Annotated in this window: 19 protein-coding genes; 1 reads left to right on the top strand and 18 read right to left on the bottom strand. The window is 26.5% G+C overall.

The window, feature by feature from the left end:
* Positions 1-24 precede the first annotated feature (24 nt).
* From treC to SCITRI_RS11110, 9 genes are all read right to left on the bottom strand, one after another.
* Positions 25-1674, bottom strand: coding sequence for an alpha,alpha-phosphotrehalase (treC, locus tag SCITRI_RS02215; protein ID WP_071937049.1), 1650 nt, complete (start codon positions 1672-1674; stop codon positions 25-27).
* Positions 1675-1702: 28 nt separating this feature from the next.
* Positions 1703-3271 carry a PTS transporter subunit EIIC gene (locus SCITRI_RS02210; protein ID WP_071937048.1) on the bottom strand — a complete coding sequence of 523 codons (1569 nt, stop codon included), beginning with the start codon at positions 3269-3271 and terminating at the stop codon, positions 1703-1705.
* A gap of 68 nt (positions 3272-3339) precedes the next feature.
* A complete protein-coding gene (locus SCITRI_RS02205; RefSeq protein WP_071937047.1) occupies positions 3340-4329 on the bottom strand; it encodes a LacI family DNA-binding transcriptional regulator in 990 nt (329 codons plus the stop codon).
* The gene (locus SCITRI_RS02200) at positions 4319-4582 is read right to left on the bottom strand and encodes a TIGR04570 family membrane protein (protein ID WP_071937046.1); all 264 of its coding nucleotides are present in this window, start codon (positions 4580-4582) and stop codon (positions 4319-4321) included. The genes SCITRI_RS02205 and SCITRI_RS02200 overlap by 11 nt, the downstream gene beginning before the upstream one ends.
* 83 nt (positions 4583-4665) lie before the next feature.
* Complete coding sequence (gene yihA, locus SCITRI_RS02195) at positions 4666-5265, bottom strand: ribosome biogenesis GTP-binding protein YihA/YsxC (protein ID WP_071937045.1); 600 nt, start codon at positions 5263-5265, stop codon at positions 4666-4668.
* Positions 5265-6053: a TrmH family RNA methyltransferase gene (locus tag SCITRI_RS02190; protein ID WP_071937044.1), complete on the bottom strand. Its 789-nt coding sequence runs from the start codon at positions 6051-6053 to the stop codon at positions 5265-5267. The genes yihA and SCITRI_RS02190 overlap by 1 nt, the downstream gene beginning before the upstream one ends.
* Positions 6054-6073: 20 nt before the next feature.
* On the bottom strand, positions 6074-6784 hold the full coding sequence (locus SCITRI_RS02185; protein ID WP_071937043.1) for a hypothetical protein: 711 nt from the start codon (positions 6782-6784) through the stop codon (positions 6074-6076).
* A gap of 165 nt (positions 6785-6949) precedes the next feature.
* Positions 6950-7393 (bottom strand): hypothetical protein, encoded by a 444-nt coding sequence (locus SCITRI_RS02180; protein WP_004028532.1) that lies wholly within the window; start codon positions 7391-7393, stop codon positions 6950-6952.
* Positions 7394-7396: 3 nt separating this feature from the next.
* The gene (locus SCITRI_RS11110; protein WP_237238030.1) at positions 7397-7699 is read right to left on the bottom strand and encodes a hypothetical protein; all 303 of its coding nucleotides are present in this window, start codon (positions 7697-7699) and stop codon (positions 7397-7399) included.
* A gap of 292 nt (positions 7700-7991) precedes the next feature.
* Between SCITRI_RS11110 and SCITRI_RS02170 the strand changes: the two genes are divergently transcribed.
* Positions 7992-8255 carry a hypothetical protein gene (locus tag SCITRI_RS02170; protein WP_071937042.1) on the top strand — a complete coding sequence of 88 codons (264 nt, stop codon included), beginning with the start codon at positions 7992-7994 and terminating at the stop codon, positions 8253-8255.
* 36 nt (positions 8256-8291) lie between these two features.
* Here the strand turns inward: SCITRI_RS02170 and SCITRI_RS02165 are convergent, their stop codons facing one another.
* The 9 genes from SCITRI_RS02165 to SCITRI_RS02130 all read right to left on the bottom strand — a co-directional run bounded on the left by SCITRI_RS02165 (position 8292) and on the right by SCITRI_RS02130 (position 17506).
* The gene (locus SCITRI_RS02165; RefSeq protein ID WP_071937041.1) at positions 8292-8921 is read right to left on the bottom strand and encodes a hypothetical protein; all 630 of its coding nucleotides are present in this window, start codon (positions 8919-8921) and stop codon (positions 8292-8294) included.
* 44 nt (positions 8922-8965) lie between these two features.
* Positions 8966-9196 carry a hypothetical protein gene (locus tag SCITRI_RS02160; protein ID WP_071937040.1) on the bottom strand — a complete coding sequence of 77 codons (231 nt, stop codon included), beginning with the start codon at positions 9194-9196 and terminating at the stop codon, positions 8966-8968.
* Between the two features lie 271 nt (positions 9197-9467).
* Entirely contained in the window at positions 9468-10223 is a 756-nt protein-coding gene (locus tag SCITRI_RS11105) for a M20/M25/M40 family metallo-hydrolase (RefSeq protein WP_237238029.1), read from the bottom strand.
* Positions 10224-10232: 9 nt separating this feature from the next.
* Complete coding sequence (locus SCITRI_RS11100; protein ID WP_237238028.1) at positions 10233-10769, bottom strand: M20/M25/M40 family metallo-hydrolase; 537 nt, start codon at positions 10767-10769, stop codon at positions 10233-10235.
* Positions 10770-10883: 114 nt separating this feature from the next.
* The gene (gene hemW / locus SCITRI_RS02150; protein ID WP_071937039.1) at positions 10884-11963 is read right to left on the bottom strand and encodes a radical SAM family heme chaperone HemW; all 1080 of its coding nucleotides are present in this window, start codon (positions 11961-11963) and stop codon (positions 10884-10886) included.
* Positions 11964-12455: 492 nt separating this feature from the next.
* Complete coding sequence (locus SCITRI_RS02145; protein WP_071937038.1) at positions 12456-14168, bottom strand: MSC_0882 family membrane protein; 1713 nt, start codon at positions 14166-14168, stop codon at positions 12456-12458.
* A gap of 53 nt (positions 14169-14221) precedes the next feature.
* A complete protein-coding gene (locus SCITRI_RS02140) occupies positions 14222-14482 on the bottom strand; it encodes a hypothetical protein (RefSeq protein WP_037551429.1) in 261 nt (86 codons plus the stop codon).
* A gap of 67 nt (positions 14483-14549) precedes the next feature.
* The gene (locus SCITRI_RS02135; RefSeq protein WP_071937037.1) at positions 14550-15908 is read right to left on the bottom strand and encodes a BMP family ABC transporter substrate-binding protein; all 1359 of its coding nucleotides are present in this window, start codon (positions 15906-15908) and stop codon (positions 14550-14552) included.
* 71 nt (positions 15909-15979) lie between these two features.
* Entirely contained in the window at positions 15980-17506 is a 1527-nt protein-coding gene (locus tag SCITRI_RS02130; protein WP_084566872.1) for an MFS transporter, read from the bottom strand.
* Positions 17507-17552: the final 46 nt, after the last annotated feature.

The raw sequence follows: 17552 nt of genomic DNA, 5'->3' as shown, positions 1-17552 counted from the left end.
TTATTTCATTTAAAAAGGGTTTTATTATTTAAATGATTTTGCCATTAAATAATCAAACACAATAACTTGATAAGGATTAATTTTTTTTTCAAAAGTTGAATAATTGTTATAAATTGTTTTTTCAGACAATAAATTATCTGGAATCATAATTGTTTGATCAGATAAATTAATTAATACTAAAAATTTGTTTTTTTCATAATAACGATAAAAACTTAATATTGTTGGATCAATTTCAACAAATTCAATTTCGCCATAACTAAAGGCAAGATTATTTTTACGAAGTTGAATTAACATTTGATAAGCTTTAAAAATTGATTGCGAACTATGATAATCTTTTTCTCAATTAATTTTTAAATAATTTGTATTAACATCAATTCAAGGTTTATGCGTACTAAAACCAGCAAATTGCTGATTATTTCATTGCATTGGAGTACGAGCATTATCACGTGAGCGTGCACTTAACACTTCTAAAATAGCATTTGGTTGTTCTCCTTCTTTTTGAAGAATGTGATAATAATTAATTGATTCAACATCTTTTAACTGTTCAATCTTTGTATAATTATTATTTTCCATACCAAATTCTTCCCCTTGATAAAGATATGGTGTTCCTCGTAGTAACAAGACAACAGCCGCTAAAGCTGTAGCTGATTCAAAACGATAATTTTCTGGATCACCAAAGCGAGATAATGCCCGTGGTTGATCATGGTTATTTAAAAAATTAGCTAACCAGCCACCTGCTGCTTGTACTGGGATTTGTCATTCCTTAATTTTTGCTACTAGTTTCGCTGGATCATAGGGAGCTAATTTTCATTTTTCATTATTTAAATAATCAATTTTTAAATGATGAAAAGTGAAAGCCATATTTAATTCTTGTGACACTGGTTTTGTATATAAAATCGCTTGTTTTATTGATGTTGATGATAACTCACCAACAGTAATAATGTCATTTGTTTTTAAATAAGTATTCTGTGCCATTTCTTGTAAATATGTATGAACTTGTGGTGTATCAGTATAATACTTCCGACCATCACCAGTTAAGTCATTTTCAAAAATATTTGGTTTACCAATTAAATTAATAACATCAAATCGTAATCCTCGCACCCCTTTTTGTAATCAATAATTAACAATTTGATAAATATGTTGGCGTAAACTTTCATTCTTTCAATTTAAATCAACTTGTGTTTTATCAAATAAATGTAAATAAAACATTTTTAATTCATCGTGATATTCTCATACCGAACCACCAAACTTACTTTGCCAATTATTTGGGCACTTTGCTTTGTCACCAGGAAGAAAGAAAAATCGTTGTAAGTAATCTAAATTCCCTGTTTGTGCTTTTTGAAATCATTCATGTTCTGTTGAACAATGATTAAAAATCATATCCATCATAATATAAATGTTTCGCTTTCCTGCTTCTGTAACTAACATTTCAAAATCATTCATTGTCCCAAAAAGTGGATTAATATTTTTGTAATCTGAAACATCATAACCATTATCTTTTTGTGGTGATACATAAATTGGATTTAATCATAGATAATTAACTCCTAACATTGCTAAATAATCTAATTTTTGAATAATTCCTTGTAAATCACCAACACCATCATGATTACTGTCATAAAACGATTGCGGATGAATTTCATATACAATCGCTTCTTGAAAATTTATTTTATTCATTGATAATCTCCTCTACAGTTTCAAAGATTTATTTACTAATATTTTCAACCACTTTTGGTTGTTTTTTAAAACTAATTAAACTTGTTCCCTTAACTTGTAATATTTCATCTCGTAACTTTGTAAAACGTGGAAGTTTTTCTAAAAATCATGTTAAGGCCATTGTTACACTCATTGTTAATAGTGCACTAAGAATAAACCAAGTATATCCGGTACCAATAAATGTTTGAACACCTTGGACTTGACTAAATGATTGAATTGATAAAATTCCTAATCATGCTCCATTTCCAATTCCATTTGAAGTTACTCCTGCAACTGTTAATAACATTGCACCACTTGCTGATCCAACAATTGATGCTAAGAATGGATAAAGAAAACGTAAATTAATTCCATATAATGCTGGCTCAGTCACTGCTAATCAAGCGGACGTTGTGGCAGAAATTCCATTTTCTTTCATCTTGGGGTTCTTTCGATTATTAATAGTAAACATCAAGGAAGCACTTCCTTGCGCAATATTTGAAATACATAAAATTGGAAAAATAAAGGTTCCCCCAATTTGAACTGTATCTTGAATCATTACTGCATTAAGCATCGTATGAACACCAGTAATTACAATTGGTGCATATAATAATCCTAAAATTGGACCAAAGAAGTATTTTGCAATTGGATTAACTAATGCTCATCTTAATCCAACTGAAATTGCACTTCCAATAATATAACCAACTGGACCAATTAAGCATAATCCAACTGTAAACGATAATAAAATTGTTAATAATGGTACAAAAATTTGTTTTAAAACAGCGTGGACAATTCGATTTAATCCTTTTTCTAAATAAACTCCAAAAAAGGCTACTCCAATTGTTGGAATTACTTGTCCTGTATATTGAATTTTCCATGGAAAACTTCATGCTCCAAAGTCAAATGTTGGTGCTACATCAAAAATTCATAATGAATTTTTAGCTCCTTTGGCAATTTCAAAAATATCGACTAATGGTGGTAATAATAAGGTTAAACCAATAATAATACCAAGAACTGGAGAACCTCCCATTTTGGCAAAAATTGATCAACAAATTATAACTGGGATATATCAAAAGACAGCTTGGGCTGGAATTCACAAAAAATCATCTAACCCTTTAGCAAATCCTGAAATGCTTACCAATGAAGTTCCTTCGCCATTCCAATTTGCTTCTAAAATGTTACGAAATCCTAAAATTAATCCCCCCGCTATTAAGGCTGGGACTAGTGGAATAAAGATTTCTGAAAAATGTTGTAATAAGCGTTGATATCATTTTCCTTTTTTTACTGTTGATTCATTTGTTATATTTTCTCCTAATTTTTCTGTCTTAGAAGTTAAGTATTTTTTAAATTCAGCAAAATAATTATTGACATCAGGTCCAATTACAATATGATATTGTCCAATTGGTTGAACCGTTCCTTTAACATTATCTAATTCTTCGATTTCCTTTGAATTTGCTTTTGTATTGTCTTTTAAAACTAATCTAATCCGGGAAACACAATGAGTATATGAAATAATATTGTCAATTCCTCCCAATAACGGAATTAACGCTACTATTTCAGTAGTATATGTTTTTTTTGTCATAATTTTTATCTCCTGTATGGAATCATTTCCATATCTTGATTATAATACACATTTTTTAAAATATAAACTTATTTTAAAAAAGTTTTAATCTCATAACTTAAACATTCAATTGTTTTATCTTTTGTTATATTATTTCCATCTAAAATTTGCTTTAACTTAATAATTATTTTTGTTGCTAATTCACTATAGTTAATGGCAATATAATAATGTTTTGGTAAAATTGATAGAAAAAAGTCATTACTATTACAAATATCTGTGACCAAACTATTAGTAATATTATTTTTCATTAAAAAGGAAATCACAACTTTATAGCAAGTATGTGTTCCTGCAATAATAATTTTATTATTTAAATTAATTGTTTTGACTAATTCTCAAATTATTCGTTCTTGATTCTCAAAAAAAAAGTGCGTTTGAAATCGATAATTGCGACCATTAAATCAATCAGCAACAGTATCATATCGAGCAAATCCAGTTGGTAAATTTGTCACCGGATTCTCTCCAATATAAAGAATTTCTTTTTTCTTGTCAAATTCATGATTATTTGCCATTTCTTGGAGTAAAGCATACATCATTTCATTATCATTATTAATAAACACGGTATCTCCTCATTGACGACCATATACAATAATTGGAATATTAATTGTCTGTAAAAAGGCTCTAATATTTCCATCATTACTAATCGTAAATAAAATTAAAGCAGCCGGGTTACGGCGTACAATTTCTTGTAAATGTAATAAATAACGATCCTCATCATAAGTTGTTTCAACAACAAAAGGAACAATTTTAGTAAAATCATTATTAATTTGTTTTAAAATTGATTTAACAATAAACGTATTACTACTTGTTAAATCAGGAATTAAAATATATACTTCTAACATTTTCTTTTTAATTGAATGCGCAGCAAAATCAGGTTGAAAATTATATTTTTCCACAACTTTTTGAATTAAAAGACGCTTTTCCTGACTAACATAACCACCATTGAAATAACGTGATACCGTCCCAATACCAACGCCACACTCAGCAGCAATTGTTTTAATTGAAATTTTTTTATTTTTCATTAAAACCTTTTTTTAAAAATCAATTTTGCTTAATAATGGGACTAAATAATAAAAATAGTACACAATAAAGCATTATTATCGCAATAATAAAAATAAAAAAATAAGGAAAATCTCATCGTTTAATATATAAAAATTGAAATAAAAGTCCAGCTATAATTCCAGTCATAAGAAAAATGACATGATAAAATCATGGAATTTTTTTAAAAATTTTTTGTGAAAGGCCTTTTTCTTTTGTCAATGAAAAATTATTCATTTTATTCACTCCTTATGTGTTATAATTATATGCTAATTTAATAGAAATTGTTTTAATAAGTTTTTTAATTCAAAATATTTTAACTATTCATTAAAATTTAATAATTTTGCAAATAATGTCCAACATTCATCACGAGCGATTTTATTTCGACTTGATGTTTTAATAAAATAATCACTATCAGCGAAATTTAATTTAGCCTTAATCATCTTTTCATGCTTTTGAATATCATTCTTTTTTACCTTATCAAGTTTTGTTCCAATTAAAACTGTTAAAATGTTAAAATGCTTTAAATATTGATACATTTCATAATCATCTTGTGTTGGTGGATGCCGTAAGTCTACTAATAAACAAACAAATTTTAAATTTTCTCGTTGAGTTAAATATTCTTCCATCATTTTTGCAAAATCCATCTTATATTGATTACCAACTTTTGCAAACCCATATCCTGGTGCATCAACAATTCGAAATTGGTTATTATTAATTGAAAAGAAATTTAGCATCCGCGTTTTCCCGGGAATTTGAGAAACTTTTGCTAATTGACGTTGATTTGTTAACATATTTAAAAAACTTGATTTACCAACATTACTTTTCCCTAAAAAAGCAATTTCAAATAAATCATCGTTAATTCAACCTGCTTTATTAACCGCTGATGTAATATAATTCGCATTTTTAAACTTAAACATTATTTTTCCTCCATCTGACGATTAATTTCATACATTAAAATTGTTCCTGCTTGAGCAACATTTAATGACTCAAGTTGTGAATTAATTTTAATTTGGACATTATAATCACTAATTTCTTGCAATGTTGTTGAAAGTCCATGTCCCTCATTACCTAATGCTAAGATATATCGTTCATTTTGTTTAAACTGGCAATGACAATCTTGTAAAAAGACACTTTGTCGTTTTAAACCAGTTGTAATAATTTTATATCGGTTTAATTGGAAATTTTTAATTTCAATTAAATTGGCTTCTTTAATTGCGACTTTAAAAATAGCACCTTGACTAGCACGTAATACTTTATCATTAAAAAGGTCAACAGTATGATTATACAAAATAATATTTGTAAAACCAAAACCAAGCCCAGTTCTTATTAATGTTCCTACATTACCTGGGTCTTGGATGTTTTCTAATAAAAGAATATTTTGATTGAATTGAAAATTATTTTGTTCCTTAACCTTAGTTAAATCAATCACACCGATAATATTTTGACTATTTTTACTTTGACTTAATTTAGTTAAAATTGATTCGGAAACTATTGTTAATAAAATATTATTAAAATTTTTTAATTTTCGTTGATTTATTTTTGTTGTTAAAATTTCAACAACAAGGTTGTGCTGTAATGCTTCATCAATAATGTTCCATCCTTCAATTAAGGCTAAATTAAATTCTTTTCGATATTTTTTTTCTTTTAATTTTGCCAATAATTTAATATGTTCATTTTGCGCTGAATTAATTTCTCGATAATTCATAATATCGGATTCTTTCTTTCTTAATTAACATACATAAAACCAACAAGGTATTTTTTGGTTTTTGGATCATCTCATTTTTCCTTTGTCTCTGCTGTTTCACGCATTACAACAGCTATTGCTCGTGGGCGTTTTGGTGGGTCTTGCATTTTCCCTAATAAAACTGCTAATCCCGATCTATTATTTTTATTATTAATTTCTTTATTATAATCTTCGGCATCCTTAATCCCAATTTGTTTTGTCATAATTTTAACCTTGTTTTTTTCATATCAACGCTGAAACTTTTGATATTTTTCAAACGACCATTCTTTTTCTTCTCAATCTAAGAAAATGCGGTCTTTTTCTTCATCTCAACTAGCTAAATAATCACGAAAATTTGTTTGTGCTGTTGGTCCTTGTTCCATCATTTTAAAAGTCTGATTAATTGTTTCTTCTAAGGTATCATACCCATAACCAATAAAAGCGTTGCCAATTCAATGATGTTTATAAATTGGTTTTAATGGATTAAGAGGTTCAGTAAAAGTTAAAGCATATGCTCAATATTTGTCGTCTGCTTTACTACGAAAAAGTTCATAACCAAATTTTTGATGCTTAATAACAATGGCATCTTTTTTAATTTTACAAACTAAATGCTTAAAAGCTGTTACAATAGCATTAATTTCGGTATCAGTTAATGGTGCTTTTAATTTTGGTTGCTTCAATTTTAAAATATGTTCTGTATAATATGATGGCATACCCTAAACCTCCTTTTTTAGTTAAAATCAAATACTAGTTATAATTTTATCTTGGATATTTTGTTAAGTAAAGTAATAATATGAAATTAACAAAACAATCTATCATAATCATAATTTCATAATAATTTAAAAAAGGAAATTAATTTCCTTTTTTAAATATAAAATTTATTTTACTTGAGCATTTAAATAATCTTTTAAACATTTTAATGAACAAACATTAACATTATCAATGCGCATTATTTTTGCTTTAAGTTTATCACATTGATAGCAGACAAATGCTTTTGATTCATTTAAATGATGACTACAAGGTTTTTCTTTATGAACTCAACATTCAGTAATTGCTTCCCCTAATAATTCAAAATTATGGCCATGATCATTAACAATGCGTGAAAAATTAACTCCTTTTGTAATATCATGTCCACAAGTTGTTTTAATTAAAACTGATAATATTTCATATGATGAATTAGCAAAAAGTAAATTTGATGATTGATTTTCATAATTACATGTATGACAATCAACATATGGAATATTTGTTAGTGTTTGAATTTTTACCACTGATTCAGCAATTTTATCTAGTCATTTATTATTAGTCAAAACTTTTGTTTTCATAACTTATTCTCCCTCTTTAATTGTTTTATTCAAATATTTGCGCAAACATTCTCGTGAACAATTATTATTATTAAGTAACAAGTGCTCATCATCTTGATAAAGTAATTTTTTACAATAAATACATAAAAAATTGTTTTGAAATACTTTAATATATGAATTAGTAACATCATTCATTTCATTACATTCGTTACATAATTCAACAATAAAATGGCCAATTGTTTCTGTCTTAACATTGATCTTATCAAAAGTAAATCCAAAAAAAGATCATAAATATTTAAATCGTCAACATCTTTTCCCTGCTGACAATTATTACAATAAAACATTTTAATTTTTTCAAGCTTTATTATTTCTAATAAATACTGAAATAACTCATCTTTAAACTTGATTCAATATTTATAATGTTTTTTAACAAGTTCTTCATTATTTTTTAAATTTATAAAATCATTATTTTCTTGTGAGTTTTTTACATTCATTATTATTTCTTCCAAAAACTGAGTATAATTATTATATCATAAATTAATAAAGAAAATTTTTGATTTAGATAATAAGATTATAACAAAAATTGTATAATTATATATATCTGAAAGGAGGCTATATTATGGCCAAAAGAATGTGATCATCTCTTTTTAATATTCTTTTTTGTTGATTAAAGGTTATTTTATGAATTTTCAATGTTAATTCCGTTGGGACTTTAGTTTTCGGAACAGACTGTCCAAAGGATCGAAAAGGAAAGTTTATTTATGGATTATGTTCCTTTTTACAATGAATTTTAATGGCAACAGTTATTGGAGCCGTTTTTGTTATTATTTTCTGGGCAAAAGGTGAACCATCAATTGCTCAACGTCTTGCTAAAACAATATAATAAAATAAAAAGATAATATATTTAATATTATCTTTTTTAATAATTAAATTTAAAAACTTTTTCTAATTTTTGATTTAATTTTTGAACCTTTTTATGAGAATTAAAATATTGTTTTTCAATATTATATAGTGAATCAAATCGTTCTCATGAATCATTTTCATATTTAACTAAAAAAACATTGTTTAATCTAATAACATATTTGTTAACGATATCATTTTCTTCTTTTAATAAATCCGAAAATTTCTTTTCTTCTTCTGCTGACATTTCAACTAATAATTTTGCAGTATTAGGATTAATTTCTAAATTATTATTATAAAAATGAAAAGCAGATTTTAAATACTCTTTAACTTGTTCAGACTTAATTTTATTTTTTAACAGTAAAACGGCAGTTGTAAACGAAATTGATAATAATTCAATGACTGAAAAATTATTAATAATATTTAATTTACTTTTATTTTCTATTTCTTCTAATTTATTTAACTTATCTAAATAAAATTTAAATAAAATTTCATTTTTTTCATCTTTAATCTTTTTTTCATCATTTTTTTGTTCATAACCAATTTCCTCATTTCTATTATCTTTCCTATTAACATCTATTTGTTTACTTTCTTCTAAATGATTAATAAGTTCAGCTATTTTATCAATAATGTTTTTAGTTTCTAACATTTCAAATATTTTCTTAATTTTTTCAAAAAACTCTTCTGTCTCTTTTATTTTTTCATTTTTTTCTCTAAAAAAAGAATGTTTTGAGCCATTAATTGGATTGTTGTTTTATCTAAAGTTTGATTTTTAAATAATTCTATAAAAGTTTGATGCTTAAGTTTAAATTTTTGTCTTTTAGTCTTATTTCTTTCCTTAACAAATATTCCTAAAAATGTAAATAATCCCAAAAAGAAACTTCCAACTATACTTCCCAAAATAATTTTAACAGTTTCACTCATTTTTGCTTAATAATGATATTTTTCATTATACTTCTCGCTTTCTTTTTACTTTAATAGACTAATCTAAAAAATACAGAATATGATATCATTAATAACTATTTCGTTTATATTTAGTAATATTCTGCTTAGCAATTTTTTATATTTTTTAATTTATATATTTTATTATATAATAACTATTTTTTATTTGTGAAAAATATGAATAGATATCATTATTTAAAGTAAGTAATATGCTATTTTTTTGTTAACAAAGGAATTGCTTTTTTATAAATTTCTAACATTTTTTTAAATCATCAACTTTAACATATTCATTATAAGCATGCATCGTTGATTCATTAATGTCAAATTCAGCTCCAAAAGCCACACAATTTGGCATTGCTTTAGCATAAGTTCCACCACCGATTGCCACAGGTTTTGTGTAGTTATCACCAGTAACCTCTTGATAAACTTTCATCATATTTTTAATCATTGGGCTATCAACTGGCATATGCAGTGGTTCTTGCCAAGAAATATTTTTTAATTCCAAGTTATATTTTTTTAATTCTTCTATTAATGGATTTTGTACATCATGTAATTTATATGAAATTGGAACGCGCATATTTAAAGTTAATCGTGTTTTTTCTTGATTAATTTCAACTATTCCATTATTAACAATTAATAATCCTATTTCATCTTTCATATTTGGGAAAAGATAACTAAAATGAAAATTATTATATAAATGTTTTTTTGCAAAAATTGCAATCACTGAATTATTATCTAATTCAGCATATGTTGCTAAAGTAATTAAAGCAGCATTGATTCCTCGCTCTGGTAATCTACCATGTGAAGATTTCCCTTTAACAATTAAGCAATCATTTTCCACCTTTGTTTCAATATTTTTTTGTTCTAATCTAGTTTTAATATCATCCAAATAAGAACCTTGGTAACTAACAACATCAGCAACAGAATTATAAGCCTCACCACCTATTAATGTAAATGGTTCACCTTTACTGATGATATCAGCATTAATAATTCCTCTTTCAGCATACACAAAAGGAAATTATCCATCTGGAGTATACCCCAAGGCAGGCACTCCTTCTGTTTTCATATAAGCTTTAATTGATGCTCAATCTGTTTCTTCTGTTAAACCAAAAATTAAACGAATAGTATAATCTGGATGATAATTATGGTCTTTTAAATATTTTAAAGCATACAAATTAATGATTGTAAAACCTTTATCATCAATTGACCCTCGACCAAACAATTTATAATCTTTAATTTGTGGTTTAAATGGTTCAAATTCTCACTTGTTAAGATCGCCTGGAGGAACAACATCTAAATGTCCTAAAATTGCAAAAATTTCTGAGCCAGAACCATATTCAACATAACCATAGCGATTTTCTGAATCTTGATATGTTTTAAAACCTAATTCTGTTCCTAAATTAATAGCATATTCTAAAACTTTTTTTATGCCTTCACCAAATGGAGCCTCTGGTTTTGCTTCACTACAAACTGATGGAATTCGAATAATATCTTGAATTTTTTGTAAAGCTTTATCAAAATATTCTTTTTGTAATTTCTCAACATCAATTTCCATAATATACCACTCCTTTATTATGCTTTTTATTCATAAGTCTTTATTAATTATAATTTCTTAATTATCAATTTTTATTATTCATAGTTCTTCTTTACTTACATTATAGCATGAGTCTTAATCCATAATATTAACTAAAATATCATTTAAAATGTTTAATCCTTGACTTGTACAACGTAAATGATTATTATCAAAAAATAAATTATTTTTTTGTACTTCTACATCAATTTTACTTTGATAGTAATTGACTGCTTTCTTTGCATCTTTAACCTTTACTAAATCAATGCCATCTAAAACACGTAACCCCATCATTAAAATTTGAAAATAATAATCCTTTAACGATAATTCTGTTTTAGTTTGTGTTCAATTAGCATATTTTCGCGAATTTTGTAATAAATAATATCCATCATTATTAATAAAACCAGCTGCACTAGGACCAAGTAATCAAAAAGATTTATTAGTTCAATATGCCAAATTATGTCGTGATTTTTTCTTGTTATTAGTGTAATTTGAAATTTCGTATCTTTCATAACCTATTTTAGTTAATGCAGTATTAATAATTTCATCAAATGCAATATCATACTCTGGTAATTTAAGTTTTGTTTTGCCCCAATATGAATTTTCTTTTAAAATTAACGAATATCAACTAATATGATCAGGTTGTAATTTTTGAATCATTAATAAATCTGCTTCAATGTCAACTTGTGTTTGGTCAAATAAATTATAAATTAAGTCAAACGAAATATTATCAAAGCCTTCTTGCCGAGCTAAGTAATAATTATTAACAACATCAGCACTATTATGATAACGATTAACTTTTTTTAATAACTGATCATTAAAAGTTTCAACCCCAATTGAAAGACGGTTAATATGATATTTCTTTAAAAGTTGTAATTGACTTTTTGTAATCTTTTCTGGATTTAGTTCAATTGTATATTCAATTATTGAACCTTGCACAACTTTTTGTAAAAGTTGTAGTAACCGCTCTAATTGAATGTCATCTAAACTATTGGGTGTTCCTCCTCCTAAATAAATTGTTTTTAAAGCAAAATTAGGGTGAGGTTGAGTAATTTCTTGCTCTAATGAAGTTAAATATTCATCAATCATTATTGGACGTGATTTTTTAATTTTAAAAAAATCACAATAAAAACAAATATGGTCACAAAAAGGAATATGTACATATAAATGCTCAATCATTATTAATCCTCATTTCTTTTATATTTTAATAATATAGATTATAATTTCAAGTGCAACATTTATATATTTTTTAATAATTAAATTAAAAGATTTATTTAAAAATTAAATCAGTTGTGTGACTGAAACCTTGTTTTATATTCTAATTCTAACCTGTTCCTAAAAAATTATAAATAGAATGAAATAAAAAATTTATTGGGTATTTGGATTCTAAATTGCAACACATTTAACTAATTCTTTAAAATCACTTTAACACATATTAAAAACAAAACAATATTGAATATATAAAAAGCACCGCAGTACCTTCAACAAATTATTTGCAAGATAAAATTTATCTTGCAAATAAAAGATATTAAGAAATCACATTATTAAAATTTAGTGCTATCTTTTGTCATATAAAAAATGTTTCTCCTAACATTTATATTCAAGAATAAACTATAACAATTGTTATTTATCTTGGTTAAAAGAAACATTATAATTTTTTTAAAACAATATTTAATTTCGGTTAAATCAACGCCCAAGTAATGCCTCACCACTTCGTTTACGACGACGAGCAATTAATCATGGAATTGAAATTACTAATGTTAAAATAATTAAGAAAATAATAAAAATTACTAAACAAATCCGATTTGTTTTTTTCTTTAAAGCAGCTAATTCTTCTGGATGAACAATTTCATATCCATAATAACCAATAATATTTGCTTTTCTTTTTTTTGTTAAAACAATATTTGCAATATGAACACCTAATGTTAAGATTAAAATAATAATTGTAATTGTAATGGCTGCTGTTAAATCATCAACAATGCCTCAACTTCAAAAACCAAACCGGAATTCTTCACCTGAATGTTGTTGGAATCCATATAAAATTCCTAAAATAATTCCACCAAAGAAATAAGTAGGAAATGCTAATCAATTTAAAACAATACTACGAATAGTCATTTTTTTATAATTATCAATTAAGAAATGGGGAATAGTATGATTACCTCGGGTTAAATTAGAAAGATAACTATTTGTTTCAATTCGAACTCGTGATAAATCAAAAATACCAGCAAATAATAATCCCAGTGAGATTAGTAAAAAAGTAATTGTCAAAAATGGATGAGGAATGTATTTCGCTTTAATTCCCATAATTTCTTCTAATTCTTGTTGATGAGAAACAAAATATAAGGCAATAAATAAACTTGTCATCATTGTTCCAATAAAACCAATAATAATCATAATTAAGGTACGAACTTTTTCTGAACGAATTTCACGAGCAATTTCTAGGGGAATTAAGCGGTTAGCATATTCCTTACTAAAATGACGACGACGTTGTTTTTCTGATAACTGTGGCTGATAAGCATAACGATTATTTTCCCTACCATTTGTTAAAGCTGGTGGGTCAAATTGTGCTGATGGAGTATAATGGCCATTTTGATAATAAGATGGTGGCGTTGGCATTGAATTTGCCACCATTTGATTATCATCAAAATATTGTGCTGAATTTGCACCATAATAGGCTTCTTTACTATCATAACCTAATTCTGAACGATTAAATTGTTCATTAACTTGTGATTGATTATATGGCGATGTAACACGTGGTTGATAAGGATGACGATATTGATTTGTATACATATTATCATCATTAAAATAACCTTCACGGTGGCTTTGATATCGCATAAATTCCGCATTGTCATATCGTCCTTGATTTTGTTGTCCTGACCAATATTGACCATAATTAGAACTTGATGTATGCTGTTGAATTCGGCGTGGTAAAATTTGTTGTTGAACTGGACGCGAATAATTTTGCGCAGCATCATGATTATAATATGGTTCAACATAACCTGGAGGCATTTGTGAAGCATTTATATTCATTCCCTCACGTTCTTCTTCAAGATACTGGCGGTCATGATTATTAGCGTAATAATTATATTGATTACTTAAATTCATTCGTGCTGGACGAATTGTATTATTATTTTGATATAACATTTCCGTATTATTTAATTGGTTTTGTTTATATGCTTCATTTGGACGAAAGTATTGATTTGGCGAACGATGATTTTGGGGAATTTCACTTGGATAGGGTTGATTTTGGTTAAAAACAGCATTATTTTGGTTTATTAATTCAGAATTAAAATTGTCACCAAAACAATTTGCTGATTGCATTGGTGGTTTCTCACGTTGTTTATCTTTCACCATAAAAGATTTAACCGTATTAAAAAAACCCATTCTTTGTTTCACCTGCCCTAAATGTGAAGAACATTGTACTAAAAAAGAAATTGCTAGATTTTATCACCCATTTTTTTAGCTAGCATAATTTCTTGTTCAAAATACTCAATGTTTTCCTTAAAACTAGTTTCTTGTTTTAATTTTACAATATTCGTTCAATTACTACTGCTTTTTTTACTTCGAAATAAAGAAAAAGTAATAGTAAAATAAACAAATAATAATAGCGCTGCAAATCCTAGTAGAAAACCAATTAACCCGATTACTGGAATATCTAAATCTAAGATTGTTATACTTGTTGTCAAGAAGCCCTCCATATAAACACCACACTATCTATGAGTATTATACTATACTTTTTAAAATTTATGCAAAAATATATTATTTTTATTTTAAACCATTTTCTAAAGTTTCTAGTCAGTCAGTTTTTAACTTATTTTGTGTTTGATAAGTTAATTTTAATGTATCAGTAAAATGTGCTTGTTTAATTTGATCATAAATTATACCAATTGTTGTTGTTAGTTTGGCAATCTTTGCATCATTATTAATATAATTAATAATACTATCATCAATTCATTTTGTTTTTTCAATACCTAATCAATTTGGATTTGTTTTTGAAGATTGATCAGTATTAATCCAACAATAATCAAGTTTATTATTTTCTCATTGCTTAGTCGCATTATTATAACTACAAGTTGATGAATAGATATTAGATAAGGCATCCTGTGTTGCTTGTGCAATATTTAATAACCCACTAGTAATAATATATTCATCACCATATATTCGGGATTGTGCTGTATCCACCCCGACAACTTTTGTTTTTGTTTGATTATATTTAATTCGGTCAATTGTATCTTGGGTTTGTGGTCCTGCAACAGGGAAAATAATACTTGCTTTTTTATTAATTAAATAATCAGAAATTACTTTTCCTTCTCCTTGGTTAAATGATTGTGAAAACCATGATTCATTGTCATTTAATACTTCCTGAACTTTTTTTATTGGTAATAAATTATTAATTTTGGGGTTTATTTTTTGCATTATTGCTAAAATATCTGTTCCTAGTTGACGCAAATTATGATATGAATTATCTGTCTTAATAATCTCATTAAAAAGATCTGACGATAATAAAAATCCTCATAAATAATTTGAAACTCCAACTGGATTATCCATTCCTCCATAAGTTGCAATATTTAATTGCTGTTGGAATTCTGTTTGATGCAAATTAAGTCATATTGCTGTGACAAGACCAGCCAAAAAACCAGCAATTTCTTTTTGAAATAAAATTCCTACAATATTATCAGTTAAAGAACCATGGGGATCCATATTTTTATATACATTTTGCCCACTACCATCAATAAAAATAACGTTATCCACTAAGTTTGCTGCTCAACCAATTGTATTGGCATGACTAAAACCAGGTAAAATTAAGGTCTTTGCCCCAGCAATACTAGCTGTAATATAAGCTGCTTTAAATTCACCTGGTGTAATACCCCTTGGTTCAAAATAACTCGCTCGCAATGGACTATCTTGTCAATTTGCCATTGGAGCTTGGGAAAATTGTGACACAATATATTTGTTTGCTCCTTCTCATGCTGATTGAATATAAGATTGATCATTAATTGAACCACCACTAGTAATTACTCAAATATCATACATATATTGGTACTTTTTAACACAAGATGTTAAAAAACTAGCCGAAGTAGTGCCTATTTGTAACGCCATTAACATTTTAATTATTTTTTTCATTCTAATCTCCTTTAACCATAATTAAAAAATACTAAAAATATTCTTTTTTATCAAAACAAAAATTATTTTATTTAAGTTTTTTTCTTGTTATTTGTTTCAGAAGTAATATTTGATTTAACACGACTAATAAAACTTTCTCGTAATAATAGATTAACCTTCGGAACTAATAAACGCAAATGATTACGATATTCAGCTAAAATTAGGTCTGAAGTATAATAAAATATCAACAATAACAGTAAAACAATTGTGGCACAAATAGTTGAAATAATTGTTGTAATATTATCAATTTGAATCGCAAAACTATCACGAGAAATATATTGTTGACCATAAATATATTCTTTAAATATACCAACCTTTTTATCACGCATTACATCATCAACAAACTTAATAATGAATTCTAATCCAAATCATAATAATTGAAATTGCGCTACAATTGGTTTGTTTGTTGGCGAACGATATTTTCATTCACAAGTCATTGCAAACAAAATGTTAAAACACATAGCAAAAGCTAGCCCATTAATAACTTGCAATGCTAAGTAAGCTTCTGGCGAATGATTAAATGCCGTAATACTAAAGAAAATAAATCATAATAATAACCCTAGCCCAAAACAATATTTAACACCAATTTTATTATAAAGTAAATGACAAGCTAAATAAGCACCAAAAAACTGTGGAATTAAGAATAATTGTTCATTTAAGCGGACAAATTGGTTGACTTTCCAAACATCATGGTATTTTTCCCATGTGTGCTGACCTAACAATCAAATATAAATATTTGATTGGGACACTTCTTTTAAAATAATAATTAAAATTGCCATAAAAAAGATAATTAACACTTTCCCTCATTTAAATGGTTCAAACATTTTTTGTTGTTCAACTGTAAATGATGTTGAGGTAAACTCTTTATGTGAAAACAAGGCATATAAAATGTTTGCCCCTGCAATAGCAACTATTGCACCAATTCCAATAATTCCTATTTGTAAATGATTAGTTAAATTACTTCCTATTGTAATAACAATATTGTTAAACTCACTACCAAAAATAAGCGCAAATGTCATTAGCGGTGCCACTAAACTAATTGTTTTGAATGGAAAAAACTTACGACCATATGCCTCATTATATGATAAAAAATAACTAGCCTTAGTAATAATTCCAAAACCAAGAAAAATTGCCGCTATAATTAAAGCTGGCGCCGATGGATAAAGAATTAAAATAAAAATTCCTAGCATTGATATTCCAAACATTGTATATTGAAAAAAATGTCAGCCAATACGAGAAAAAAACTTGTGTAAAAATACATAAGGAATCATCGCTAAAAAAGTATAAAGAGAAAGAGAAGTTGTGGCAATAATGGCAATTCCTCCCATATTATTAATTGATTTATTAATTGATGCAGCAAAAAATAAATCACGGAACTCAAAATTATCACCAATAATTGCTGATAACGCAAATCAATATAAAAAAGTTTGAATAAAGAATGCCTTCTGACTAGTATGTTTAATTTTAATGTTTTTTATTAAAATTAATATGTAAAGAACAAATAACAATAATAACATTAATGGATTAAATAAAAAAACATCTCAATTATTTTGCAACACACCTGCACCCTCTTTCTGTCTTATAGATTATAACATAACTTAAATA

The organism is Spiroplasma citri (genome assembly GCF_001886855.1).
Classification (GTDB): Bacteria; Bacillota_I; Bacilli_A; order Mycoplasmatales; family Mycoplasmataceae; genus Spiroplasma; species Spiroplasma citri.
This window is presented reverse-complemented; position numbering and strand designations above follow the sequence as displayed.